The organism is Geobacter sulfurreducens PCA (genome assembly GCF_000007985.2).
Classification (GTDB): Bacteria; Desulfobacterota; Desulfuromonadia; order Geobacterales; family Geobacteraceae; genus Geobacter; species Geobacter sulfurreducens.
In genome coordinates this window covers 180620-203711 of sequence record NC_002939.5, presented here as the reverse complement: position 1 = coordinate 203711, position 23092 = coordinate 180620, and the positions used below count along the sequence as shown (strand labels likewise).

General features: G+C 59.7%; 26 protein-coding genes, 2 pseudogenes and 2 riboswitches. Of the genes and pseudogenes, 10 read left to right on the top strand and 18 right to left on the bottom strand.

What is annotated here, in order from left to right:
* Positions 1–93 precede the first annotated feature (93 nt).
* Complete coding sequence (locus GS_RS17375) at positions 94–243, top strand: hypothetical protein (RefSeq protein ID WP_010940865.1); 150 nt, start codon at positions 94–96, stop codon at positions 241–243.
* 131 nt (positions 244–374) lie between these two features.
* On the opposite strand, the gene dbpA is transcribed toward GS_RS17375, so the two are convergent.
* On the bottom strand, positions 375–1757 hold the full coding sequence (dbpA, locus tag GS_RS00965; RefSeq protein ID WP_010940864.1) for an ATP-dependent RNA helicase DbpA: 1383 nt from the start codon (positions 1755–1757) through the stop codon (positions 375–377).
* Between the two features lie 438 nt (positions 1758–2195).
* Between dbpA and GS_RS17510 the strand changes: the two are divergent.
* The 4 genes and pseudogenes from GS_RS17510 to GS_RS00945 form a co-directional block, all read left to right on the top strand.
* Positions 2196–2399 (top strand): annotated as a pseudogene (locus GS_RS17510) (MFS transporter); the annotation flags it as partial.
* Positions 2400–2413: 14 nt separating this feature from the next.
* Positions 2414–2761, top strand: coding sequence for a transcriptional regulator (locus GS_RS00955; protein ID WP_010940862.1), 348 nt, complete (start codon positions 2414–2416; stop codon positions 2759–2761).
* Positions 2762–2861: 100 nt separating this feature from the next.
* A pseudogene (locus GS_RS17790) lies at positions 2862–3345 on the top strand (DUF1579 domain-containing protein).
* Positions 3346–3519: 174 nt separating this feature from the next.
* On the top strand, positions 3520–4725 hold the full coding sequence (locus GS_RS00945) for an MFS transporter (protein ID WP_010940860.1): 1206 nt from the start codon (positions 3520–3522) through the stop codon (positions 4723–4725).
* Between the two features lie 25 nt (positions 4726–4750).
* Here the strand turns inward: GS_RS00945 and GS_RS00940 are convergent, their stop codons facing one another.
* Positions 4751–5398: an HAD family hydrolase gene (locus tag GS_RS00940; protein ID WP_010940859.1), complete on the bottom strand. Its 648-nt coding sequence runs from the start codon at positions 5396–5398 to the stop codon at positions 4751–4753.
* Positions 5399–5641: 243 nt separating this feature from the next.
* Positions 5642–5718, top strand: a riboswitch (cyclic di-GMP riboswitch).
* 122 nt (positions 5719–5840) lie between these two features.
* A riboswitch (cyclic di-GMP riboswitch) is annotated at positions 5841–5917 on the top strand.
* 65 nt (positions 5918–5982) lie between these two features.
* On the opposite strand from GS_RS00940, the gene GS_RS00935 reads away from it, so the two are divergent.
* The 3 genes from GS_RS00935 (at position 5983) to GS_RS00925 (ending at position 8776) form a co-directional block, all read left to right on the top strand.
* Positions 5983–7290: a L,D-transpeptidase family protein gene (locus GS_RS00935; protein ID WP_010940858.1), complete on the top strand. Its 1308-nt coding sequence runs from the start codon at positions 5983–5985 to the stop codon at positions 7288–7290.
* A 98-nt stretch (positions 7291–7388) separates the two neighbouring features.
* Positions 7389–7691: an Lpp/OprI family alanine-zipper lipoprotein gene (locus tag GS_RS00930; protein WP_010940857.1), complete on the top strand. Its 303-nt coding sequence runs from the start codon at positions 7389–7391 to the stop codon at positions 7689–7691.
* A 155-nt stretch (positions 7692–7846) separates the two neighbouring features.
* Positions 7847–8776 (top strand): L,D-transpeptidase family protein, encoded by a 930-nt coding sequence (locus GS_RS00925; RefSeq protein ID WP_010940856.1) that lies wholly within the window; start codon positions 7847–7849, stop codon positions 8774–8776.
* A 45-nt stretch (positions 8777–8821) separates the two neighbouring features.
* Here the strand turns inward: GS_RS00925 and GS_RS00920 are convergent, their stop codons facing one another.
* A complete protein-coding gene (locus GS_RS00920) occupies positions 8822–9331 on the bottom strand; it encodes a M48 metallopeptidase family protein (RefSeq protein WP_010940855.1) in 510 nt (169 codons plus the stop codon).
* Positions 9332–9486: 155 nt separating this feature from the next.
* On the bottom strand, positions 9487–10122 hold the full coding sequence (locus GS_RS00915; RefSeq protein ID WP_010940854.1) for a flavodoxin family protein: 636 nt from the start codon (positions 10120–10122) through the stop codon (positions 9487–9489).
* A 154-nt stretch (positions 10123–10276) separates the two neighbouring features.
* Between GS_RS00915 and GS_RS00910 the strand changes: the two genes are divergently transcribed.
* On the top strand, positions 10277–10621 hold the full coding sequence (locus GS_RS00910) for a winged helix-turn-helix transcriptional regulator (RefSeq protein WP_010940853.1): 345 nt from the start codon (positions 10277–10279) through the stop codon (positions 10619–10621).
* Between the two features lie 105 nt (positions 10622–10726).
* Here GS_RS00910 and GS_RS00905 read toward each other — a convergent pair whose 3' ends face one another.
* The 3 genes from GS_RS00905 to GS_RS00895 all read right to left on the bottom strand — a co-directional run bounded on the left by GS_RS00905 (position 10727) and on the right by GS_RS00895 (position 12365).
* On the bottom strand, positions 10727–11248 hold the full coding sequence (locus tag GS_RS00905) for a GNAT family N-acetyltransferase (protein ID WP_010940852.1): 522 nt from the start codon (positions 11246–11248) through the stop codon (positions 10727–10729).
* A 9-nt stretch (positions 11249–11257) separates the two neighbouring features.
* Positions 11258–11632, bottom strand: coding sequence for a DUF1992 domain-containing protein (locus GS_RS00900; protein WP_010940851.1), 375 nt, complete (start codon positions 11630–11632; stop codon positions 11258–11260).
* A 121-nt stretch (positions 11633–11753) separates the two neighbouring features.
* Positions 11754–12365, bottom strand: a complete 612-nt coding sequence (locus GS_RS00895; RefSeq protein WP_010940850.1) for a TetR/AcrR family transcriptional regulator — start codon at positions 12363–12365, stop codon at positions 11754–11756.
* A 233-nt stretch (positions 12366–12598) separates the two neighbouring features.
* Here GS_RS00895 and GS_RS00890 point away from each other — a divergent pair, with 233 nt between their 5' ends.
* Positions 12599–14161, top strand: a complete 1563-nt coding sequence (locus GS_RS00890; protein ID WP_010940849.1) for an acetyl-CoA hydrolase/transferase C-terminal domain-containing protein — start codon at positions 12599–12601, stop codon at positions 14159–14161.
* 196 nt (positions 14162–14357) lie between these two features.
* Here the strand turns inward: GS_RS00890 and GS_RS00885 are convergent, their stop codons facing one another.
* From GS_RS00885 to GS_RS00835, 11 genes are all read right to left on the bottom strand, one after another.
* A complete protein-coding gene (locus tag GS_RS00885; RefSeq protein WP_010940848.1) occupies positions 14358–15089 on the bottom strand; it encodes a cupin domain-containing protein in 732 nt (243 codons plus the stop codon).
* Between the two features lie 246 nt (positions 15090–15335).
* On the bottom strand, positions 15336–15713 hold the full coding sequence (locus GS_RS00880) for a VOC family protein (RefSeq protein ID WP_010940847.1): 378 nt from the start codon (positions 15711–15713) through the stop codon (positions 15336–15338).
* A gap of 204 nt (positions 15714–15917) precedes the next feature.
* A complete protein-coding gene (locus GS_RS00875; RefSeq protein WP_010940846.1) occupies positions 15918–16373 on the bottom strand; it encodes a YaiI/YqxD family protein in 456 nt (151 codons plus the stop codon).
* A 20-nt stretch (positions 16374–16393) separates the two neighbouring features.
* Entirely contained in the window at positions 16394–16876 is a 483-nt protein-coding gene (locus GS_RS00870; RefSeq protein ID WP_010940845.1) for a GreA/GreB family elongation factor, read from the bottom strand.
* Positions 16877–16905: 29 nt separating this feature from the next.
* Positions 16906–18543, bottom strand: a complete 1638-nt coding sequence (locus GS_RS00865) for an ABC-F family ATP-binding cassette domain-containing protein (protein WP_010940844.1) — start codon at positions 18541–18543, stop codon at positions 16906–16908.
* A gap of 121 nt (positions 18544–18664) precedes the next feature.
* Positions 18665–19831, bottom strand: a complete 1167-nt coding sequence (locus GS_RS00860; protein WP_010940843.1) for a Fic family protein — start codon at positions 19829–19831, stop codon at positions 18665–18667.
* Between the two features lie 245 nt (positions 19832–20076).
* Positions 20077–20346: a transposase gene (locus GS_RS00855; protein ID WP_235044935.1), complete on the bottom strand. Its 270-nt coding sequence runs from the start codon at positions 20344–20346 to the stop codon at positions 20077–20079.
* 63 nt (positions 20347–20409) lie between these two features.
* Positions 20410–20961: a hypothetical protein gene (locus GS_RS00850; RefSeq protein WP_010940841.1), complete on the bottom strand. Its 552-nt coding sequence runs from the start codon at positions 20959–20961 to the stop codon at positions 20410–20412.
* Positions 20948–22303 carry an AAA family ATPase gene (locus GS_RS00845; RefSeq protein WP_010940840.1) on the bottom strand — a complete coding sequence of 452 codons (1356 nt, stop codon included), beginning with the start codon at positions 22301–22303 and terminating at the stop codon, positions 20948–20950. The genes GS_RS00850 and GS_RS00845 overlap by 14 nt, the downstream gene beginning before the upstream one ends.
* A 67-nt stretch (positions 22304–22370) precedes the next feature.
* A complete protein-coding gene (locus tag GS_RS00840) occupies positions 22371–22733 on the bottom strand; it encodes a MarR family transcriptional regulator (RefSeq protein ID WP_010940839.1) in 363 nt (120 codons plus the stop codon).
* Complete coding sequence (locus GS_RS00835; RefSeq protein ID WP_010940838.1) at positions 22730–23017, bottom strand: toxin-antitoxin system TumE family protein; 288 nt, start codon at positions 23015–23017, stop codon at positions 22730–22732. Before GS_RS00835 ends, GS_RS00840 begins: the two co-directional genes overlap by 4 nt.
* Positions 23018–23092: the final 75 nt, after the last annotated feature.

The window sequence follows — 23092 nt, the reverse complement described above, 5'->3', positions numbered from 1 at the left end:
TCTCTGAAATTTCGGTCCACGACATTAAATCCGCGGCAGCATCGGTTTCCTTGATGGAAATCCCGGCTAACCCTGCACAGGAGTGATGATTCAATGGCTAAACCCAATTTTCAGTTTCAGAAAAGGCAGAAAGAGTTGGAACGGAAGAAAAAAATGGAGGAAAAGCAGCAGCGAAAGCTCGCAAAAAAAGATCGTCTGCCTGGCAGCATCGAGAGCACCTCTCCCGGCGGGGAAACCGAATGACAACGGCAACAGACCGGTTGACCGCCTTTCGTTCACCTTAACACCGCAAGGCTTCAGCGGAGTCTCGGGAGAACGGCATGGTCAGCAGATTGCCACGCATGCCCCGCTTCTCTTCCAGAAAACCCATATCGTCAGACTGCTTTCCTCACCTTGAAGAAACGCCCCTTGATCCTGTGTCCCCTCAGAAAGTTCAAGGCCTGCTCACTGCTCTGCCGCGCAATGGCCACGTAGGTAAAGAAATCGAACACATCAATCTTCCCCACCTCGCTGGCCGGCATACCTCCCTCTCCGGTGAGTGCCCCCAGAATATCACCGGGCCGCAGCTTGTTTTTGCGGCCCCCGTCGATGCAGAGCGTCACCATGGGGGGCAGCGGCGGCTTCGCCGTTAGCGGTGCCAGCGTGGACAGGTCGCCACGGGCGATAATGCTGCCGGGCACATCCGCGATGGCTGCAATCAGACGGCTTTCCCGGGGCGTTACCAAGCTTACGGCCAGCCCCCGCTCCCCGGCGCGACCGGTGCGGCCGATGCGGTGGGTATGGACCTCCGGATTGCGGGTCAACTCGTAGTTAATCACCGCCGAAAGCTCCTTGATGTCCAGCCCCCGGGCGGCAACGTCGGTTGCTACCAGCACCGATGCGCTCCTGTTGGCAAACCGGACCAGCACCCGGTCCCGCTCCCGCTGGTCCAGGTCACCATGGATGGCCAGTGCGGCATACCCCCGGACGGCCAGGGCATTGGCCACCTCCTGGCACTCCAGCTTCGTGTTGCAGAAGATGAGAGCAGACTCGGGACGATAGTGCCCGAGAATCCGCTCGACCGCTTCGATCCGCTGGCCGCTGTCCACCTCGTAGAATACCTGCTCGATGGCCCCCTCCCCATGGACCTCGTCCACGCTGACCTCCACCGGCTCCCTCTGGACCCCGGCGCTCATGGCGGCAATGGAGTCCGGGTAGGTGGCGGAAAAGAGGAGAGTCTGCCTCTTGGGCGGGGCGGCGGCGATCAGGGCACTGATGTCATCCTGGAACCCCATGTCGAGCATCCGGTCCGCCTCGTCCAATACCAGGGTCCGCAGCGCGGAGAGGTCAAGGCTGCCGCGCCGCAAGTGATCCAGCAGGCGGCCGGGTGTGCCTATCACCACATGGGCCCCATGCTCCAGCGAACCCAGCTGGGGCCCGAAGGGAACACCGCCACAGATGGTCAAGATCTTGATGTTGTCGGTGAATCGAGCCAGACGCCGCAGTTCCTTGCCCACCTGATCGGCCAGCTCACGGGTCGGGCAGAGCACCAACGCCTGCACCCGGAAGGATAATGCATCCAGACGCGACAGCAGTCCGATGCCAAAAGCCGCGGTCTTGCCGCTACCGGTCTTGGCCCTGGCGATCACATCCTTGCCGGCCAGGATGAGCGGCAGGCTGTGGGCCTGAATCGGTGTCATCTCGGCATAGCCGAGGGAGGCCAGGTTCCTGAGCATGGGGGCTTTCAGGCGAAGCGACGAAAATGCTTTCGGATTCATGGGGACACTCCCGTTCTGCGCCCACAAAAAAACCACAGGGCCGGCCCTGTGGTTCAGACGCTTGCCAGATATACCACGCTGCGACCAAGGGATCAATCCAATAAGCCAATCAATGTGGTGACCTTCCCCCGGAACGAGATATAGTTGAATCAAGACGGTTCAGCGCAGACAAAAGGGATATCAGATCATGGCAAATCCATTCGTCCATGTGGAACTGGCTACCAATAAGCCAGCAAAGGCCAGAACCCTCGGGGCGCCCCTGCGCTCTGACAGGCGAACCCGAAGCAATTGAAATCCTGGCAGGATACTGATTTGGTGTCCGGAAAGAAGCTGCACCATGAACACGATAGCGGAATCAATGACCTCCACCAAGAGAGACCTTGTCATCACCCGCACGCTCCCGAACCACACCGTACCACCCGAGAGCCCGGCACAGCCATGACCTCCCTCCGCCGCAACATCTCCCTGCTCTATGCCTTCTCCTTCCTGCAGATGACCCTGTTCCCCATGGCGGTCATCACGCTCTTCTGGAAGATCGGACAGAGCCTGTCCGAGATCCTGCTCCTGCAGGGCATCTTCGCCGTGGCCATGGTGGTGATTGAATGCCCCTCCGGCTACTTCAGAGACCGGATCAGCTACCGGCGGAGCAAGGCCCCGTGAACCGGAGGGCGAGAAAGCCGGCTGTCCCGCGTCCCGCGCAGGAAACGGCACGCCGTGCCGTCATCACGCTGATCCGCAACCACCCCCTCTCGGCCAGGGATATCTCGGGGCAGGCACACATGACGGAAAAAGATGTCTACAGCCACCTGGAGCATATCCGCCTCAGCATTCACGCCACCGGGGAGTTCCTGGAAATAACCCCAGCCGAGTGCCGCTCCTGCGGCTTCGTGTTCTCCAAACGCGACCGCCTCACCCCGCCCGGCAGATGTCCCGTCTGCCGGGACGAGTTCATCTTCGAGCCGCTGTTCGCAATCCGCCGGCGGGAGGATCGCAGCAGGGAATAGGTCATCTTCCCGCATCCCTCCCGCCGCGACAGTGATACAATGGAACCATGGAAAGGAGATGATCGTCATGTCGCAAGGCGAAAAAATTCATGAGCCGACGATGCAGGCCGAGCCCCAGCAAGAGCACCTCTGGCTGCAGCAACTGGTCGGCGACTGGACCTACGAAGCCGAAGCACTGATTGAACCGGACAAACCCTCCGAAACATGCACGGGGAGCGAAACCGTTCGCCCCGTGGGAGGTCTCTGGATTCTGGCCGAGGGAACGGGCGGGATGCCCGGGGGGGGGAGACGCGACCATGCTGCTTACCCTAGGCTATAATCCGCAGAAGCAACGGTATGTGGGAACCTGGGTCGGGTCGATGATGACCCATCTCTGGGTGTATGACGGCGAACTGGACAAGGACGGGAAGACCTTGACCCTAAACAGCGAGGGCCCTGATTGTTCCGCCGAAGGGAAAATGACGGCGTTCCGGGACGTGATCGAGCTCAAGAGCCGCGACGAGCGCACTCTCACCTCGTACATGCTGACCGGCGACGGCACGTGGCTGCGGGTCATGACGGCACGCTACCGGAGGGTTGCTTGAAGGGGGAAAACGGTGCGCAGGGGGGGCTGAACGAGTCCTTTGACAAGCCGGCCGTAATCCTGGGACGGGAGAGGAAAGGACCATGAGGGACACGATCCTCGGGTTGGTGCTGCTGGTGCTGGCGGCACCCGCCGCTGCCGGTGAAATGTTCTGCCAGAAATGTTCTACACAGCCATGACCTCCCTCCGGCGCAACATTCCCCTGCTCTATGCCTTCTCCTTCCTGCAGATGACCCTGTTCCCCATGGCGGTCATCACGCTCTTCTGGAAGGACCAGATCGGGCTGAGCCTGTCCGAAATCCTGCTTCTGCAGAGCATCTTCGCCGTGGCCATGGCGGTGATGGAATACCCCTCCGGCTATATCAGCGACCGGATCGGCTACCGGGCGGCCCTGACCGCGGCCTCGGCCCTGGGAATCGCGGGATGGGCGGTCTATACGGCGGCCACATCGTTCAGGGACGTCCTTATCGCCGAGATCCTCCTCGGCATTGCCACCTCGTTCATCAGCGGCACTGACAGTGCACTCCTCTATGAATCCCTCAAGGAACAGGGGGAAGAAACGGCCTATGCCCGCCACGAAGGGCGCTCCACCTTTTTCGGCCAGACCGGTGAGGCAGCCGGGGCGCTCTTTGCCGGCGTCCTCTATGCCCGCTATCCCCTTCTTCCATTTTTTCTGCAGGTGGGGGTCTGGGTGCTGGCCCTTTTCCTGACGCGCAGACTGACCGAGCCCGCACGGGAGCGGCACCACCAGGCCAGCCATCTGAAGGAGGCACTTGCCTCGGCCAGCTACGTTTTCGTCCGCAACCGGCGCCTGCGCGCCACCATCCTGCTCAGCATCGCGCTCGGCCTCGCCTCCTTCTATCCGGTCTGGCTGATCCAGCCCTACATGCGCGACAGCGGCGTGCCCCTCGCCTCCTTCGGCCCGATCTGGGCCGGGGCTAACCTGGTCGTGGCCCTCTTTGCCGTACTGAGCCACCGGGTGCGGGCCGGGCTGGGGGACCGCCCGATGCTCCTGCTCCTGGTGCTGCTGGTCTGGGTCGGCTACCTGGGGCTGGGTTGGACGGCGGGGGCATGGAGCTTTCTCTTCTACTACCTGCTCACGGCCATGCGGGGGATGCGGGGGCCACTCCTCCTCCACCTGGTCCAGGACGAAATCCCCTCGGCCAACCGGGCCGGGATGCTGTCGCTGCAGTCCCTCTGCTTCCGGCTCCTGTTCGCCTGCACCGCCCCCCTGGTGGGACGCTATGCCGATGCCGCTGGCGCGGGCGGCACCTTCCGTCTCCTCGCCGCAGCCTACCTGCTCGTTCTGCCGCCGCTGGTCTATCTCTTCTTCAGGCACCTGCACGCGGATGGCTCCTCTGCCTGCAAGGGCGGGACTTGAGTTCCGCACGGCGGCACCGTGCTCCTCACTCTTCGTCGAGATTCAGGAGCGGCGGCAATTGGTGAATGCCGTCCAACAGCCACCGTGCCGCGCCGAAATCGCCCCCTTGATTCATGGTGCCCGGGATCGCGGCCACGGCAAGCCCGGCCCGGGCCGCGGAGGTGACGCCCCGTTCCGAATCCTCGATGGCCAGGCAGCGGCCGGGGTCGAGCCCGGCGCGGGCACAGGCCGCCAGGTACGGTTCGGGATCGGGCTTCGACGCGCCGTAGTCCTCGCGGGTGAGGATGAAATCGAAATAGTGGAGCAACCCGCTCCCACGGTGCATCTGCAGGAAATTCACCCGCCGGCAGCTGGTGACGATCGCCATGGGGAGCCGGCCGTGGAGCCGCTCCAGGGTATCAAGGACCCCCGGCATTACCCGCGCCTCTTCCCCCAGCAGCCGGAAGTATATCTCGTCGCGGACCAGGCGCAGGTCATCCGCTGCCCTGTCGTCCCGCCCCGGCCCGGCGGCGAGATCGAGCACGCTCTCACCCCGGCGCAGGGAGATCCGGCAGAAGTCGTCGAGGGAAAGCTCTACGCCCACCCGTGCCAGGGCCTCGGCATTGGCACGGTAGTAGAGGTGCTCGGTCTCCATCAGCACCCCGTCGTTGTCCCAGAAAATACCGTCGAACATAAATCTCCCCTATCCCGTTTGGCAGGTGGCGTTGAAGCGACGCCACCATCAAGCTTAAAATCCTCCGCGTTTGTCAGTCAAGGCCCAATGTCCCGGCAACGCACGCTCCGCACCCGGACGGTCTACCCGCAACGGCAGCCGATGGGTCGCGCTCTGAAATCGGTGTGCGGCACCGGCGAACTCCGGAAAAATGTTGACAAATTCTCATTGCAGTGCTATCCATGCGGAAAAATCAGTTGCGATAGACGACAATACTCAACCATTCGCGAGAATGGGGCGGAAAGCCTACAGGGTCTCACCGAGACAGCCGGGTTGCCGAAATATCACAGGATATCGGCCCCGGCTTTTTTGTTGCGCGAGTCAGTGAGAGGTGCGCCCGAACAGGCACCGGATCGTGCCGGTTCCCATCGACAACGAACACGGCACGACAACTGCTGGTGATAAACGATAATACTAAACCATCCGCGAGGATGGGGCGGAAAGCCTACAGGGTCTCACCGAGACAGCCGGGTTGCCGAACTATCACAGAATATTCGGCCCCGGCTTGTTTATTTTCATGAGACAGAAAGGTACCCGTGTAACCCATGCGCAGAATCGTTACGCTGCCAACCGTGGCCTACTGGCTTCGTTCCGCTGTCCTGGGCATCTGCGTCATTGCCCTCACGGGCTGTGCCGCCACCCGGCAAGCCTGGTTCTCACCGGTCCACCCTGAAAGCGAACTTGAACGGAACCGGTTCCAGGTTGCGCCGGGAACTGACGTCATCGGCCGACTGGGGCTGGTCAAACTCGAAGAGGGGGATACGCTGCCGGATGTGGCGCGGCACTTCAGCGTGGGCATCAATGCCATCAGCGCAGCCAATCCGGGGGTTGATGTGTGGCTGCCCAAGGCAGGCCAACGCATTACCCTGCCCCTGAACTTCATCCTGCCGGATGCCCCCCGGAAGGGAATCGTGATCAACCTGGCCACCATGCGGCTCTTTCAGTTCAAGGAAAACGGCGGAGCCCTGGCCGTGTCGACCTACCCGGTCGGAATCGGGACCAAGGAGCGGCCCACCCCCCAGGGACCGACACGCGTGGCGCGCAAGGCCAGCCGGCCGACCTGGTATGTGCCCGCCTCCATCGCCGAAGATCACCGGAAAAAGGGGGACATTCTCCCTGCCCGGGTACCGCCGGGGCCGGAGAACCCCTTGGGAGACTACGCGCTCTATCTGAGCAGGTCGGGCTACCTGATCCACGGCACCAACAAACCGGCCAGCATCGGCCTGAAGGCATCCAATGGCTGCATGAGGCTCTATCCGGAACATATCGAGGTGCTGTTCCGGGATACGGCGGTCAACACCCCGGTGCTCATAGTCAATCAGCCCTATCTCATCGGCCAGCGCGACGGCGTGCTCTACATGGAAGCCCACACCCCCCTGGAGGATTCGGGCACCAGTGAACTGGCCCGGATCCATGCGAAGCTGAAATCCTTTGAAAGCGCATCGGCGCGAACGCTTGACTGGGACAAGATCAAACAAGTCCAGGCCGAGGCCCGGGGGATTCCCGTCCCTATTCTGGAGCTGAGGCCGGGAGCGGAGCAAGAGGCGGCCTCGCCCCTGAGAATCGAGCACCCGGCAGCGCTGTATGGCAGGCCGGAGCTGCCGGCGCTCAAGCTGGACGCATGGTATGTCATGGTCGGCGACATGCGCGACGAAATGGAAGCCCGGAGGATGGCCGCCATCATCAACCATCAGGGGCCGCCGATCCCGGCCCGGGTGCTGTCGAAGGATTCGAGCTACCGGATCATCGCCGGCCCGTTCAGTGACGACGGCAAGGCCAGGGATGCGGCCAAACGGTTGAAAATCGACCTTGACATAGACGGCATCGTGATCGAACCCGGCAGGACCATCTGACCTGCCCCGCCCTATCGAACCGAAGGGAGGTGATGCGGGACAACGGGACGTCCCTCGGCAACCCTCGGAGTACACTACACAAACAGGAGGTATGTGTTATGAAGACAAGACTATCGGTAATCTCGGTGACGCTGATTCTCGCCGCTGCCTTGGCCGGCTGCGCGACATCCAGGGAAATGGAGCAGGTACAGGCCGACCAGCGCCTGCTCGACGCGAAGATCGAACAGGCGCTGCAGGAAGCGCAGGCCGCCAAAGCCGCGGCAGACGCGGCAAAACTGGAGGCGCAGGACGCCACCACCCGTGCCGAAAGCGCCGAAAAGGCCGCCCAGGAACGGGAACGGCTCGCCGATGAAAAGGCGAAAAAGGCCGATGCCGTGTTCCAGAAATCCATGAGGAAATAGCGTCTCTCCGCTCCGGGCAGCGACGTGCCGAGGCCGAAATCCCCGTCTCGTCGCTGCCCGCCGGCTGAACCCGTTCGAGCCACTCACACCTGCCGGGACGGCCGGTTCCCGGCACATCATATTCCTGATGCTTCCGCCATGGAGTAACGGCATCTATGACATTCACACGACACAGGATGGCTGCGCGCTTTTTCCCGGTCTGCATCTGCTGCATGCTGCTTCTCTGCGGCTGCAGCCACCATCGGGCCGCGTCGATCTTCCAGGAGGCGAACGACCTGTTCTCCCAGGGGAACTACAGCGCCTCCCTCGACGCATATACCCGTATTGGCGAAACCCATCCCGCCGCGAAAGACCGGGTGCTGTTCGAAAAGGGATTCATCCATGCCTATCCCAGGAATGAACACAAGGATTACCAGAAAGCCCTGGAGTGCTTCGAACAGCTGGTCAGGGAGTTCCCGGAGAGCAGGTACCGGCAGGACAGCGAGCGGATGATCTTCGGCATCAACACCGTCGTGCTCAAGGACGGCACCATTGCCGCGCAGCAGGCCCGCATCGAAGCGCTCAGGCAGGATCTCGACGACAGAAACAAGGACATCGCCGCCCTGCGGGAAACGATTAAAATCCTCGAGCAAAAGGTATTTGCCATTGCCACCCGGAAGGGGGCGGTGGACAAAATCCTGATTGAAAAGAAAGACCGCAGGCTGTCGCTGCTCTCAATGGGCGAGGTGATCAGGACCTACAAGGTAGCCCTGGGGGGCAACCCGGTGGGCCCCAAGGAACGGCAGGGCGACAACAAGACCCCGGAGGGGTCCTACGTCATCGAGGGGAGGAACAAGGGCAGCCGCTATCACCTGTCCCTGCGCATCTCCTATCCGAACGAAAAAGATAAAAAGCGGGCACGGGAGATGGGAGTCTCTCCGGGCGGGGACATCATGATTCACGGCATCAAGAACGGGCTCTCGCAGGTCGGCGCCGCGCACGCCGAGGTGGACTGGACCCAGGGGTGCATCGCCGTAACCGACGAAGAGATTGAGGAAATTGCAGAGGCGGCGCCCAACGGGACGGTGGTCGAGATCAGGCCATAGCAGAGACTGCCACGGCCAAGAAGCAGCCGCTTCGGTACCCCCGGGTCAGGGCAGGTAGGGTGATCCGGCTATTTCCACCTGGGTCAGGAAGAGCCGGGTGTCGAACTCCAGTTGGTGATAGCGGGGCTCCATATACTCGCAGAGCTGGTAGAACGCCTTGTTGTGCTCCTTTTCCTTCAGGTGCGCCAGCTCGTGCACCACAATCATCTTCAGGAACTCCAGGGGTGCTTCCCGGAAAATGGACGCGATGCGGATCTCGTGCTTTGCCTTGAGCTTTCCCCCCTGCACCCGCGAGACAAAGGTGTGGGTTCCCAGGGCATTCTTGATCGCATGGATCTTGCCATCATACAAGACCCGGCTGAGCGGCTGGGCGGTGCGCATGAATTCGTTCTTGACCGCGACGGTGAAGTCATAGAGGGCCCGGTCGGTCCTCACGTCGTGCACCGTCGGATACCTCTGCACCAGGACTTCGCCCAGGCGGTTCTCCGTTACCAGGTGTGCCACCTGGGCCGTCAGCTGCGGCGGGTAGCCGGTCAAATACTTCAAACGATGCATCTGCAGGTGTTCCCTTCCCGGTTGTTGCCGCGCGGATCGTGCGTGTCCGCCGGGCGACCACGCTTCTTTCCCATTGTGATTCAGCCGGCTCCCGCATTTCAACGAAAGAAACGGCACTGGCGGCCGATCGGCCGCCATGCACATTCCCATAGGCATCAGCGGATGAAGCTCATGTACGTCTTCGTTTCCCGCTCCGGCGGGGTGACCGCACCCTTGCCGTGCTCCACCAGCTTCAGCAGCCAGGCCATGTTTTTCCCCAGCACCCGCATGATCTGGACCCCTTCCTCGTCCTGGGTCGCCTCGCCCGGAGCCCGGCCGTGGATCACGTTCCAGTAATTGGACGTCGGCACCAGCATCTCGGCATAGGTCAGGAAGTTGTTCAACTGGTTAAACGTCGGGATGCCGCCCGAACGGCGCACCGCCACCACCGACGCGCCGACCTTGTGCCGCAGCATGCCGTCGTTGACGCCGGTCACGTAAAAGGCCCGGTCCAGGAACGACTTCATCGTGCCGGCAATGGCGGAATAGTAGACCGGCGAACTGATGATGATCCCGTCGGCCTGCTTCATCTTCTGGATCCACTCGTTGACCTCGTCGCCCGGCAGCACGCAGCGCTCGTTCTTGTTCTTGGCGCACTGGCCGCAGGCAATACAGCCCCGGACAACCTTGTTGCCCACGTGGACGATCTCGGTTTCGATCCCTTCACTTTCCAGTTCCGCAGTCACCATCTTCAGCGCATGCCAGGTATTCCCATCCGCCTTGGGACTGCCGTTAAACGCGACCACCTTCATATCGCTACCCTCCCGTGCAAATTGCGGTTCACTTTCCCAACCGATTGGGCTATCTTTGCCCATAGGTGCTAATCCGTCAATTACGTACTTATTCGATACGTAGTTATTTCAAAGATACATAGTTCCTTTTTAGGAACCATCATGGAGCGCGGCAATGAGCACGACATCGTCAGACCGCCTGGTCTATCGGGGAAAAGAGTACACCTGCGGCATCGACGTCACCCTGGCGGTGGTTGGTGGAAAATGGAAGGCCTCGATCCTCTGGCACCTGGCCCAACAGACCATGCGCTTTTCCGATCTGCAGCGGCAGTTCTCGGACACCACGCGCAAGATGCTGACCCAGCAGCTGCGCGAACTGGAAACCGACGGACTGGTACACCGGGAGGTCTATCCCCAGGTGCCGCCCAAAGTCGAATACTCCCTCACGCCAAAAGGGATGAGCATTTATCCCATCCTCCAGCAGATGTGCAGCTGGGCGCGTGAACATTTGCGGGATTGAGAGGGCGCCGGGAAGGACCTCGTTGTATGAATAACAGTAAAGGCGGCCCCGTGGCCGCCTTCTTCATGAGACGTGACGTCTCCGGGATGCGTGTCTGCCCGCAGCTTACCGTCTCCCGCGCTTTCTCCCCTTGGTCGCGGCGGTCGGCGCGGCGGTGGTAAATTCGGGCTCATAGCCCACCACGAAACTGTCGGTGGCCGTGTTGCGCATGCCCAGAAAATGCTCGTTGTTCTTGTCAAAGGGACAGATGGGCGTGCTGCACGGTTCGAAACCGAACCGGCTGTAATAGGCGGGTTCACCCAGAACGAAGAGGGTCCGGCTGCTGATTGCCTCCTGGCGCAGGGCGAACCTGAGCAGCTCCAGCCCTACCCCGCGCCCCTGGAACTCCGGGGCCACGGCCATGGGGGCCAGGTGCAGGCCGCAGACGTCGCGGCCATGGTAGGCATTGGTAAAGGCGATGTAGGCGATGACCTTGCCGCCGATGATGCAGGCCCATTCGTGGATGGACCTGTCGTTTTCGTGGAGTTTCTGTACCAGCGCGGCTTCATACTCGCTGCCGGGAAAGGAGCTGCGCAGAAGCGCGTAGATCTTGGGACGGGCCTCGATGGCCGGTTTCTGAATCTTCATTTCTATCCTTTATTCGCCGCCGAGCTTTGCGGCGACCTTATCCCGGTACTCGGGAAAGTCGTCCAGGTTCATGGGGCGGTTACGCATCATGGCGAGCTTGAGCAGCTTGAAGTCCAGCTCCCGTCGCCGCTGACGGCGCTCCTCGCTCTCCTCCAGGGAGTTCACCAGCTCACGGAGCGAGACGATCTCCTTGCGCAACTCCACCTCGGGCGGGACAAAACCCGCATTCTTCAAAATCCGGTAGGCCATGCGGAGCTCGGCCGGCACGCCGGAAAGGTCCTCGTCCATGGCCAGCAGCTTGCCCGCGCCGACGAGGTTGCTCAACTCTCCCCGCGCCATTGCCTCCTGGATCTTTCGTTCCGCCATGGTTGCCAGAATGTCCATGAGTGACAAGCTCCCGGGCGTCATTGTGGCCCAGTTTGCTTCGATATTACAAGCCCGAATGCGGAGACCGCGGCGCTCTGACCACCGGATGCCGGATGGCACGGAGGTGACGGCTGCGGGCCTATGCCGGCGCGGCCCCGCCGTCGGCCATGATCCCCCGGGTAAAGATGGCAACGTACTGGCGGATCAGTTCCTCGTCCTGGTCCGGCGAGTGGCTGGTGAGCCCCTCCGTGGCCAGGGTGCTGAGGAAGAAGTAGTTGACCATACCCGCCAGGGCCAGGGCGCTGTTCACGGCGTGGAGATCCCGGCGGAAGAGGCCGCGCGTCATCCCCGCCTCGATGCTCTCCGCCAGCAGGCGGATCACGGAGGCGATGGCGGGGGAAACGATTGCAGCGAAGCAGGGGGTTGGGTTGGTGAGTTCACTGGTGTAGAAGCGGAGGAGCTGGGGGTTGTTCCGGTGGCGCTGGATGGTCCAGCGGAGGTAGGCTGTCATGACCGCCAGGGGATCCCCCGCCTGGCCCCGGATGTCGTCCAACTGGCCGAAGCAGGCGAACTGCTCCTGGAGCACCGCCGCGTAGAGCCCCTCCTTGCCGCCGAAGTGGTAGGAGATCATTGAGATGCTGGCGCCGGCGGCCTGGGCGAGCTCCCGGATGCTGACGCCGTAGAACCCCTTCTGGGCGAAGAGCTCCGTTGCCACCTCCATCAGCCTGCTGCGACAGTCCGCTCTGGTCATCCCGTTCCGCCCCCCTTACGTTGTCAGTGACAAAGAGTATCAAAGCCGCCGCCGAAAGCCAAATCCAATCCCACTACACATACTGTTTACCGAATATTGTTGCACCCTCGACAATGCTATTGCTATGATGCAATCGAACGAACGTTCGATCATGTCGAGCGCTCGCATTCACCGACGACACCGCCAACCCGGTGCCACGGACAACACAATGCAGGGTGAGGAGGAAGGGAACCGTGTCGGAATTGCACAGAAGAATCAGGAAGACGAATCTCCATGAGCGGATCAGGACGGTAGAAGAGGTCATCCCCCTCTTCCAGGACGGCATGAACCTGGGCTGGTCGGGCTTCACCCCCGCCGGCTACCCCAAGGCGGTACCCATCGCCCTGGCGGACCATGTGGAGAAGAACGGGCTGCAGGGGAAGCTGCGCTTCAACCTCTTCATCGGCGCCTCCGTGGGCGTCGAGACGGAAGACCGCTGGGCCTCCCTGGACATGATCGACCGCCGCTGGCCCTACCAGACCGGCAAGAACATCCAGGCCGGCATCAACTCCGGCCGCATCCGCATGGGTGACCGCCACCTCTCAATGTTCGCCCAGGATTTGGGGTACGGCTTCTACACCAAGGAGAACGGCGGCCGGCTGGATCTGGCCATCATCGAGTGCTCCGCCATCACCGAGAACGGCGGTCTGGTGCTGACCGCCTCCTGCGGCGCCGTCCCCGAGATCGTCCAGATCGCCGACAAGATCATCATCGAGATCAACACCGCCATCCCCAACTATGAAGGCCTGCACGACATCATCGAACCCGTCAGCCCTCCCAACCGGCTCCCCTACCTCATCAGCCGGGTGGATGACCGGGCCGGATCTCCCTACGTCCGCGTCGATACCGACAAGATCGTCGCCATCGTCGAGTCCACCCATCCGGACAACGGCCGCGCTTTTGCCGAGCAGGACGACACCTCCGAGGCCATTGCCAACAATATCCTGGACTTCTTCCAGGCAGAGGTGAAGGCGGGACGCCTCCCCAAGAACCTGCTGCCGCTCCAGTCCGGCGTCGGCTCCATCGCCAACGCCGTTATCGGCGGTCTGGCCAAGGGCCCCTTCTCCGGCCTGAGGGTCTGGACCGAGGTACTGCAGGACACCATGCTTGACCTCTTCGACTCCGGCAAGCTCGATTTCGCCTCCACCGTCTCCCTCTCCTTCTCCGTGGACGGCTTCAAGCGCTTCTACGGCGACTGGGACAAGTACAGCGACAAGGTCATCATGCGCCCCCTCTCCATCGCCAACCACCCGGAGCCCATCCGGCGCCTGGGATGCATTGCCATGAACACTCCCGTGGAGTTCGACATCTACGCCCACGCCAACTCCACCCTGGTCGGCGGCACGCGCATGATCAACGGCATCGGCGGCTCCGGCGATTTCCTGCGCAACGCCTACCTCTCCATCATGCACACCCCGTCGGCCCGCCCCACCAAGACCGACCCCACCGGCATCACCTGCGTCGTGCCCCACGTCCCGCACGTTGACCATACCGAGCACGACCTTGACGTGCTGGTCACCGAGCAGGGCCTAGCCGACCTGCGGGGCCTGGCCCCCAAGGACCGCGCCCGCGAGATCATCGCCAAGTGCGCCCACCCGGACTACAAGCCCCTCCTCACCGAGTACCTGGAGATGGCCACCAGGGACTGCATGGCCCGCAAGGCGGGGCATGAGCCCCAGTTGCTGGACCGGGTGTTCAAGATGCAGGTGAACCTGGCCAAGAACGGAACAATGAAGATCGACAACTGGGATATCTAGTCGGTTGAAAGCAGATATTGATGTGACAACGGCGGCCTCCGGGCCGCCGTTTGCGTTTCTCGACGGCAACACGCGACAGGCTGACGGCCGAGGATTTCGAACGTGCCTCAGGTTTCCCTCGCGGCGGATTCCGCGAAGAGCAAGCCCCTCCCTTCCTTTTTGGTCCGGATGTCGTACCCGGAATTTCGCAGTCCCTTCAGTCCCCGTCCCGGGTCAGCCGCCGGATGATGCCGGCATGGGTCGGGAATCGGCCAAGCAGATCGGCGCGGCTTCCCATTTCGAAATCGGCGAAATCGAACCCGGGGGCCACGGTGCACCCCACCAGGGAATAATCGCCCGTGGTCTCGGCGCCGAACCAGCAGCCCGCTGGCACCACCGCCTGGAACGTTTCCCCTGACGCCGGATCGCTCCCCAACGTCAGGGCATAGCTGCCGCCCGCCGGGGTGATCACATGCACGATCAGGGGCGCACCGGCATGGAAGTGCCACAATTCGTCGGACCTGATCCGGTGCAGGGCCGAAATATCGCCCCGCTCCAGCAAAAAGTAGATGGCCGTCGAAAAGGAGCGCTCGCCGCCGACCTGTCCCGGCAGAAGCGTGCCGGGAATGGTCCCGGCCGCCCGGTAGGTTTCCCGGTACCAGCCACCCTCCGGATGACGCTCCAGGCCAAGGCCGGCAATCAGCTCCGCGGCGGCCGGTCCGCCGGACCGGTCGGGGGCCACGAGGCTGAAACGGGGGCGTTCGGCACCGTCCACGGCCACCGTTCCCAGGAACATCGCCAATGGCCGCACCCAGAGGGAATTGTTGTCGTAGAGGCAGCGGTAGACCACCATGGGTTCGTCCGTCTCGCTGTGGCGGGCCGTGCCGACCACCCGGTACTCACCCCCCTTGTAGTGCCGGTAGAGCCCCGGCTCCGGTTCTTGGTACATGGAAACGTCCTCCTCTCTGCACGGCAGAAACGGTTGTAGTTTGATTGCGGTACGCCCGAAGGCATCATGCCATACTTTTGCAAAACCTGCTCAATCAGTCGCACGCCTGTCCTCTGCATTCCCGAACAGCTGGAGCCTGACTGCCCCCTTGAACCCCTGTGCACGCCGCCCTGCGCCCGAAAACAACAACGGCGGCCCTTCGGCCGCCTTTTGAATTACCCGTGGTCTCCCCGGATTTCTTCACCGTCATTCCATCGAGTGGAGACCGATCATGTTCCCTTCCGTGTCAATAACCAGGGCAATGAAGCCATACTGCCCGATCGGGAACTTCTCCCTGAAGATCTGGCCGCCGCTTGCTACGACCCTGCTCGCCTCAACGCTGCAATCGGCGCAACTGAAGTAGACGAGGGTGCCGTTACCGCCGGAAGGCTTTCCCTCCATCCTGACAAGGGCGCCGCTCGCGCCGGGGGCGTTCTCCAGCATCGGGAAGGACCAGATCTCCATACCCGGAATCGGGCTCTCCAGCTGGGTCAGACTGAGCCCGAGCACCGACTCGTAGAACTTCTTCGCGCGTTCCATGTCCTGGACGTAAATTTCGAACCAGACGATCGGATTGTTTGTCATTATGGAACACCTCCTTCTTTAGTTAACATTATACACCCGATCAGCCGGTGGTGGTCCCATTGTGTTAGCCCCTCGCGCGCTCGAAGGTAGGCTACCTGCGGGGGATACGGAAAAGGATTGGCAGTAGAAACAGCAAAGGCGGCCGAGAGGGCCGCCTTTTGAATTGCGTGGGGAATCTTGCCCCCCCTGAGGCGTGGCAACAGACTAGCGTCTGAGCATGCGATGCAGCAGGCTGTCCAGGGCCGACGCAAAGCGGTTGCGGTCGCTCATGCTGAACGGCGCCGGGCCGCCCCCCTGGATCATGCCGGTGTCGCGCAGCTCGCTCAGCAGATCGCGCATGGCCAGCCGCTCGCCGATGGATTCCTCGCTGTACAGCTCGCCGCGCGGGTCGAGCGCCACGCCCCCCTTGGCCACGATCCGGGCGGCCAGCGGCACGTCGGCGGTTACCACCAGGTCGGTCGGGGCGGCGTGCTCGGCGATGTAATCGTCTGCCACGTCGAAGCCATCGGCCACCACCACGCTCTCCACCAGCGGGCCGGCATGCTTGGCGAGGCTCCTGTTGGCCACCAGGCAGAGCGGTACCCGCAGCCGGGTCGAGGCCCGGAAGAGGATTTCTTTCACTGCCCGCGGGCAGGCATCGGCATCGATCCAGATCTTCATACTGCTCCCAACGATTCTTCTCAGGTAACAGCCACGATGGTGTAAAACTTCCCCTTGCCGGCGTCTACCCCCTGCACTTCATCGCCCGCCGCAAGACCGAGCAGCCTGTTCCCCAGGGGAGAAGCAGGGGTAATGACCACAATCTCGCCCGCCGGGTCGGCCAGCTTCATCCCGCCTGCCTGGGGACCGATGAACAGCCGCCGCGTCCTGCCCGCCTCGTCCTCCAGGGTCACCAGGGCGCTCAAGCGCACCGGCGCACCGGCGTCGAACTCCTGCAGTTCCAGGGAGCGGTATGCCTCCAGGCTCTGGCGGATCTCCTGTGCCCGGTTGGCCTGCCCCTGGGCGACATAGGATGCCTCCAGCGCAGTGGTATCGTACTTGTTATCCGGCTGGCACTCTTCATGGGTAGCAGCGGCATGGGCATGGAGGGCCGCCGCGGTGAACAGGGCAAGATCGGCCTCAAGCCGGGCAATAATAGTGGCAACGAGGTGCTGTTTGGTCATATTCGCGGAAGAGATACCCCGACAGGCTCCTAGAGCGTCAGGTCGCAGTGCCCCTGGCAGAGCCGGTCCCGTTCTTCGGCCACCTCGGCGCTCTCCAGGTAGTCGTCGAAGGTCATCTTCCGGTCAATGATCCCACCGGGGGTGAACTCCACGATCCGGTTGGCCAGGGTGTTGACGAACTCGTGGTCGTGGGAGCTGAAGAGCACCACCTCGCTGAAGGCGATCAGGCCGTTGTTCAGGGCGGTGATGGACTCCAGGTCCAGGTGGTTGGTCGGCTCGTCCAGCACCAGGGCATTGGCGCCCAGCAGCATCATCCGCGCCAGCATGCAGCGGACCCGCTCGCCGCCGGAAAGGACCGAGGCCTTCTTGGTGGCCTCGTCGCCGGAGAAGAGCATCCTACCGAGAAAGCCCCGGGCAAAGCTCTCCCCTTCCGTCGGCGGAGCAAACTGCCCCAGCCACTCGATCAGGTTCAGGTCGTTGTCGAAATAGCTGCCGTTCTCCTTGGGGAAGTAGGCGCTGGTGATGGTCACCCCCCAGCGGAACGAACCCGCGTCAGGCTCCAGCTCGCCGGCCAGGATCTGGAACAGGGTGGTCTTGGCCAGGCTGTTGGCGCCCACAAAGGCGATCTTGTCCCCTTTCCCCACGATCAGGTCCAGGTCCTTGAACACTTGAACCCCGTCGATCTCCTTGGAGAGGCCGCTGATCTCCAGGATGACGTCGCCACAGGGGCGCTCGGGCTTGAAGACCACGTAGGGGTACTTGCGGGACGACACCGGCATCTCCTCCACGGTCAGCTTCTCCAGCAGCTTCTTGCGGGAGGTGGCCTGCTTGGCCTTGGAGGCGTTGGAGCTGAAGCGCTGGATGAACTCCTTCAGCTCGGCCGCCTTGTCGGCGATCTTCCGGCTCTCGTCCTGCTTCTGCTTCAGGGTCAGCTGGCTGGCCTGGTACCAGAAATCGTAGTTGCCCACGTAGACCTGGATGCGGCCGAAGTCGATGTCCGCCACGTGGGTGCAGATCTGGTTGAGAAAGTGCCGGTCGTGGGATACCACGATCACCGTGTTATTGAACCGGGCCAGGAAATCCTCCAGCCAGGTGATGGTCTTCAGGTCCAGGTGGTTGGTGGGCTCGTCCAACAGCAGCACATCCGGGTTGCCGAACAGCGCCTGGGCCAGCAGCACCCGCACCTTCTCGCCCCCCTCCAGCTCCTTCATCTGCTTGTGGCGCAGCTCTTCCGGAATCCCCAGGCCGTTCAGCAGCACCGCCGCCTCGGACTCCGCCTCGTAGCCGTCCATCTCGGCAAACTCAGCCTCCAGCTCGGCGGAGCGGATGCCGTCCTCCTCGGAGAATTCCGCCTTGGCGTAGATCGCCTCACGCTCGTGCATCACCTCGTACAGCCGGGGATTGCCCATGATAACGGTATTGAAGACCGTGTGCTCGTCAAAGGCGAACTGATCCTGCTTCAGGAATGAAATCCGCTCGCGCGGGCCGACGCTGACCGTGCCGGAATCGGGCTCGGACAGACCCGCCAGAATCTTGAGGAAGGTGGACTTGCCGGCGCCGTTGGCGCCGATCAGGCCGTAGCAGTTGCCGGGCACGAACTTGATGTTCACGTCCTTGAAGATGACCCGCTTGCCATAGGCCAAGCTGATGTTGCTGGTACTGATCATGATGAACTCTCTCTTTCTGCTGCCAAAAGAAAACCGCAGGGGGTCTCCCTGCGGTTCAGGTGCACTTTAGCTATAGCATACTATGCCTTGGCCGGGCAATGACTACCTTTTTTTCTTTCACCTACCGGTATAGCTCAGTCCCTTCCCGGATGATGGACAGGTAGGATTCGTGCAGGAACACCCGATCGCGCTTCTTGCCGCTCACCTCGATCAGAATGCCGAGTGCCGCAAGATTGTTCACTGCCTTACTTGCTGCCGGGGAGCTGATTCGGAGTTCCCGCGCCACGTACGGGATGGTGACGTAGGGCTTGCGATAGAGCATCTCCAGAAGAGCCAACGCCGTTGGTGCTGCTTTGCCCAGGCCGGTTACCTTCTGTCTGTCCCGCGCCATCAGGTCCATGATCGCTTTGGCGGCATCGGTCGCCTGTTTCGATATCTCGTATACCCCCTGCAGGTAGTACTTGATCCACCCCTCCCAGTCGCCGTCTCGCCGGACCGCGTTGAGCCGCTCGTAGTACTCCTGGCGGTGCTTTTTGAAAAAGAGACTCAAGTAGAGCAGTGGCTTTTCCAGTACCTGATCATGGCAGAGAATAAAGGCTATCAACAGCCGCCCCATTCTGCCGTTGCCGTCCAGAAACGGGTGGATGGTCTCAAACTGGGCATGGGCCAGGCCAGCCTTGAGCAGCGGCGGAACTGACTCATCGTGCAGAAATTTCTCCAAGTCGCCCAGACAGGTAACTACCTCATTGGCCGGCGGCGGCACGAAGGCGGCATTACCCGGCCTTGTGCCACCGATCCAGTTCTGGGATGTCCGGAACTCGCCAGGACTCTTGTGCCCCCCCCTGATGCCGGCCATCAGCCGGGCATGAATCTCTTTGATCAGCCGCAGACTCAGGGGCAGCTCTTGCAACCGCTCCAGGCCGTAATTCATGGCATCCACATAATTGGACACCTCATTGATATCGTCCGGTGAGCTCTTACCCTCAATCTCTCCTTCGTACTCCAGAAGATCGTCCAATGACGCCTGCGTCCCCTCGATCTGGGAACTTAGCACCGCCTCCTTGCGCACGTACATGTAGAGGAACAGGTCAGGGTTGGGGAGGGTATAGGTGCAGCCGTCCAGCCGGCCCAAGGCACGGTTGGCCCGCTCCATCAGCCATCCCATTTCGTCGTCGATCTGCAGCGGTGGATTGGGCGGTAGCGGATGTGGCACAAAAGCGCTGTAACCTTCTGCACCTTTTTGCTGTACCACCAGCCTGCCGCCGCGCGGCGATACTTCCGTAAACATGGGGACACCTCGTAATGTTTGGAGGGTTTTCGTTTCTTAGGCGCGGTTGCTACGTAACGATAGCTTCATAGCTCAACGCGCTAACAAACTATACGGCAGCATCGTTTATTAGACAAGAGGCTTATGTAACGAAACATGATTTTCGTTTGCTAGCTGAATTGTTTGTACGAGGTTATTGGCAGGAACAGCAAAGGCGGCCGACTGGCCGCCTTGCGAGACTGAGTATGGTGTCCCAGGAATTCGTTCTAGCGGTTCTGGAACAGATGGCCGGTGCGTTTGTGTCTGCGGTTGAAATAAACGGCATGGCCGGTGAGCAGGCGGCGCATGGTCTGCGCCAGGGGAACCGTGGTGGGCATCAGCAGCAGATGGAAGTGATTGGACATGAGCGCCCAGGCAAAGCATCTGGTGCCGCTCTGGGTGAGAAGTTCCGACAGACGGGAGACGAAACGCGCCCTGTCGTGGTTATCGTCAAAGATGTCGCGGCGTTCGATACCGCGGACGATGACGTGATGCAAGATATTTGGTATGTCGAGGCGTGGTTGGCGGGGCATGGGGGAAGGGTAACAGGAGTCAGCTAATTAGCAAGCAACGTCCCCTTTGCCTTCCCCCAAAGTTGGACCTTTTGATGGTAAGGCACCTTCTGCCAACCAATCAGTAAGCTCTTGAGGAGATTTATCGGGGTTAACCCAAATAATTTGTTTAAGTTCGCCAACATTTGAAGCAGCTTTTACAAGCAGTTGCTTTACGATTTCGTCCATCGAAGAAATGCAACAATCAGTTGATAACGCAGCCTCGATTAACATGAAATCTTTTTCTAATGCTTCCCGCTCAGCTTCTGAAAAGGGAAGATCCTTGATTTTTTTAAGTAATTCAGGTCTCGAAGCAACTATTGGGCGACAAATTTTTTTTCTCGATTCCATTTGTACTCGCCATTTTCTGGCAAATCCAGAAGCATGCTTATGCCACTCAGTTCCAATTTCTGATGTAAGAACTACCCGGTGGCAGATTGTTAAAATATTTTTTAAGAAATCTCTACAATGTTTGGAAGTCGGAAAAACAGCATCTTCGCCCCCAGCTGACCTAACCACACAAGTATCAACGACAAAAATACGAGATTTATTTGCAGCCACTAGAATCCACTCCTAATTTAGACTCGAACGCATCTAAATATCTACTTTCGATCTCCAAATTTACTGCACCGAAGTCTTCAGGCCATTGCCCAAAGCTTCCAGAGCTATCAAGTGATGCACTTGTCACAATCGTAAGGCCGTCATCATCCCGAGAAAACCAATGTAAGCTAACGACGTCAGAAGGCAATTTCTCTTCCGCTACCAATGACTGCATGGTCAAGAGAAATATTGAACTGTGTGTTTCAACAACTACTTTTACACCTCTATTCACTGCGTCAGTTATGACTTCTGCCATTACAGCTTGTGCTCTCGGGTGAAGATGAATTTCTGGTTGTTCGAGATAAACTGTTTGGCCTGGCGCTGCAACATGTAGTGCAACAACAACTGGTAACGTCTGAGAAACGCCAAAACCAACATCAGCAATATTGACTAAATCCATTGCGCCACCCCTAGTAGCGTGAGGCAGGCGGCCTACTTTTAGTTCAACTTGAGTGTCATTAATTCGACTTGCGGCAACCTTCCAGGTTAATCCTAATCTTTCAAGATCAGCACACAGCTCTCTCAATTTATTGTTTTTACTATCTTGCCAGTCTGCAAGAATACTCGCTGAATAAGTTTCAAACGTACCAGGAAAACTTCTCCCCACCGCTGTAATAGGATATGTTCTTGCTGGGTTTCCTCTCAGACCAGGCAAATGAATAATATTTCGTATTGCGTTTGCGACAATTGAACTAGGCGAAACGTTTGGTCCCATTTGTGAACCATCTTTAGACTTTGGTACTGCCTCAAGAAAACACCTATTTCGCGTAATATGCCACTCTATCTCTGGCCTGTATTTTTTAGGCAATACTTTGTAAAGATCTTTAAATTCGTTTGGTACGATTCTTTCTGTATCTGATGCCGACATACTTTGATTGAAATGAATTTCATTTTTATCACCGTAAGTCATTTCGTCTATTTTGAACCCTTTATTAATCTGTTTTTTATATGATGTAGTGAGTAGTTCATTTTTAGCAACTCGAATTCCAACAGAAAATGAATTCAGTTTATTGTTCTTACATTGAGTCAAAATGTCACTTGCAGAATTATACTTTAGGTTTGGTCCATTAAGCAATAACGGACCAGGATCATATCCGGCCTCTAATGTTTGTTTTAACAGTAGTAGTGGTTGCATTATACTAGATTTACCAGAGCTATTTGATCCAGATAATATTGTAAGCGGCTTTAAATCAATTGTTTGTAGCCTGCCAATTGACTTATAGCCAGCAACTGACAATTCAGTTATTCCTTTTTGCAAAGAGTGCTGTAGTTTCTTGCTTATTGTTTTAACGCTCGTTTTCATAGCCGTGACACTCCTTAACACTTTGGGACGAGTTCCGGGAGTTCCGGGGACAGTTTACTTAACTCCCTTACGCCGCCAGACGAAAGGTAGCATCAATCTCGTCCCAAGGGACGAAGAACCGGCTCTCTTCATCCTTCTCCACCAGTCCCAGCCGCTCCAGGGTCTTCACGTCGTCAAAGACGTTGCGGTACTGCCGGTGGAGTTTCTTCGCCAAGGCGTTGATGCTCACATGACCCATGGCGTGCAGGGTATTGAGCAGTTCGAACCGTTTCGGAGTGAGGTATTTGAGCAGCGTGGGGAGGTCCTCGAAGTAGAGGCGTTCCACCGGCTGCTCCGGCCGCCATCCATTGTCGATGCTGCGAGCTAAATCCCGTGCCTCGGAAAAGAATTCGTCGTCGGACTTGATTCCTATCTTGATGTCCCGTTTCATTTTTTCAACACCTCCCTGACATCCCCTTCAAAGTCAGCGAACAACTTCTCCAGACTGGTAAAAACGTACGGCTGTTCGCCATCAACGACATGCCGGTGGTCGCCCTTCCCCCGTTCGTTGTCGTACCTGACCAAAGATGAACCGGTTTCCAGGACGCCGCAGAAAAGACGGTACTTAAATCGGTGGCTGCAACCATCTACGGGGGCATCGAGTATCCAGACCGCCAATTCGATGATGATCCCTTCTCTGACTTTCTTGTTCCTGAGAACAAGCGTTGCTCCCACAGTCTTACCTCCCGAAACATATGTTATTAGATAACACAATTCACATCCGCGTCAACAGGGGAATCTCACCGGCAA

Excerpts from the sequence above, each read along its gene's own strand:
- GS_RS17375 (WP_010940865.1), top strand. The coding sequence starts at position 94 with ATGGCTAAACCCAATTTTCAGTTTCAGAAAAGGCAGAAAGAGTTGGAA.
- GS_RS00905 (WP_010940852.1), bottom strand. The coding sequence starts at position 11,248 with ATGAAGATTCAGAAACCGGCCATCGAGGCCCGTCCCAAGATCTACGCG.
- GS_RS00910 (WP_010940853.1), top strand. The coding sequence starts at position 10,277 with ATGAGCACGACATCGTCAGACCGCCTGGTCTATCGGGGAAAAGAGTAC.
- GS_RS00930 (WP_010940857.1), top strand. The coding sequence starts at position 7,389 with ATGAAGACAAGACTATCGGTAATCTCGGTGACGCTGATTCTCGCCGCT.
- GS_RS00940 (WP_010940859.1), bottom strand. The coding sequence starts at position 5,398 with ATGTTCGACGGTATTTTCTGGGACAACGACGGGGTGCTGATGGAGACC.
- GS_RS00880 (WP_010940847.1), bottom strand. The coding sequence starts at position 15,713 with ATGACAAACAATCCGATCGTCTGGTTCGAAATTTACGTCCAGGACATG.
- GS_RS00935 (WP_010940858.1), top strand. The coding sequence starts at position 5,983 with ATGCGCAGAATCGTTACGCTGCCAACCGTGGCCTACTGGCTTCGTTCC.
- GS_RS00865 (WP_010940844.1), bottom strand. The coding sequence starts at position 18,543 with ATGATCAGTACCAGCAACATCAGCTTGGCCTATGGCAAGCGGGTCATC.
- dbpA (WP_010940864.1), bottom strand. The coding sequence starts at position 1,757 with ATGAATCCGAAAGCATTTTCGTCGCTTCGCCTGAAAGCCCCCATGCTC.
- GS_RS00845 (WP_010940840.1), bottom strand. The coding sequence starts at position 22,303 with ATGAAAACGAGCGTTAAAACAATAAGCAAGAAACTACAGCACTCTTTG.
- GS_RS00925 (WP_010940856.1), top strand. The coding sequence starts at position 7,847 with ATGACATTCACACGACACAGGATGGCTGCGCGCTTTTTCCCGGTCTGC.
- GS_RS00920 (WP_010940855.1), bottom strand. The coding sequence starts at position 9,331 with ATGCATCGTTTGAAGTATTTGACCGGCTACCCGCCGCAGCTGACGGCC.
- GS_RS00895 (WP_010940850.1), bottom strand. The coding sequence starts at position 12,365 with ATGACCAGAGCGGACTGTCGCAGCAGGCTGATGGAGGTGGCAACGGAG.
- GS_RS00885 (WP_010940848.1), bottom strand. The coding sequence starts at position 15,089 with ATGTACCAAGAACCGGAGCCGGGGCTCTACCGGCACTACAAGGGGGGT.
- GS_RS00900 (WP_010940851.1), bottom strand. The coding sequence starts at position 11,632 with ATGGACATTCTGGCAACCATGGCGGAACGAAAGATCCAGGAGGCAATG.
- GS_RS00945 (WP_010940860.1), top strand. The coding sequence starts at position 3,520 with ATGACCTCCCTCCGGCGCAACATTCCCCTGCTCTATGCCTTCTCCTTC.
- GS_RS00840 (WP_010940839.1), bottom strand. The coding sequence starts at position 22,733 with ATGAAACGGGACATCAAGATAGGAATCAAGTCCGACGACGAATTCTTT.
- GS_RS00870 (WP_010940845.1), bottom strand. The coding sequence starts at position 16,876 with ATGACCAAACAGCACCTCGTTGCCACTATTATTGCCCGGCTTGAGGCC.
- GS_RS00860 (WP_010940843.1), bottom strand. The coding sequence starts at position 19,831 with ATGTTTACGGAAGTATCGCCGCGCGGCGGCAGGCTGGTGGTACAGCAA.
- GS_RS00915 (WP_010940854.1), bottom strand. The coding sequence starts at position 10,122 with ATGAAGGTGGTCGCGTTTAACGGCAGTCCCAAGGCGGATGGGAATACC.
- GS_RS00875 (WP_010940846.1), bottom strand. The coding sequence starts at position 16,373 with ATGAAGATCTGGATCGATGCCGATGCCTGCCCGCGGGCAGTGAAAGAA.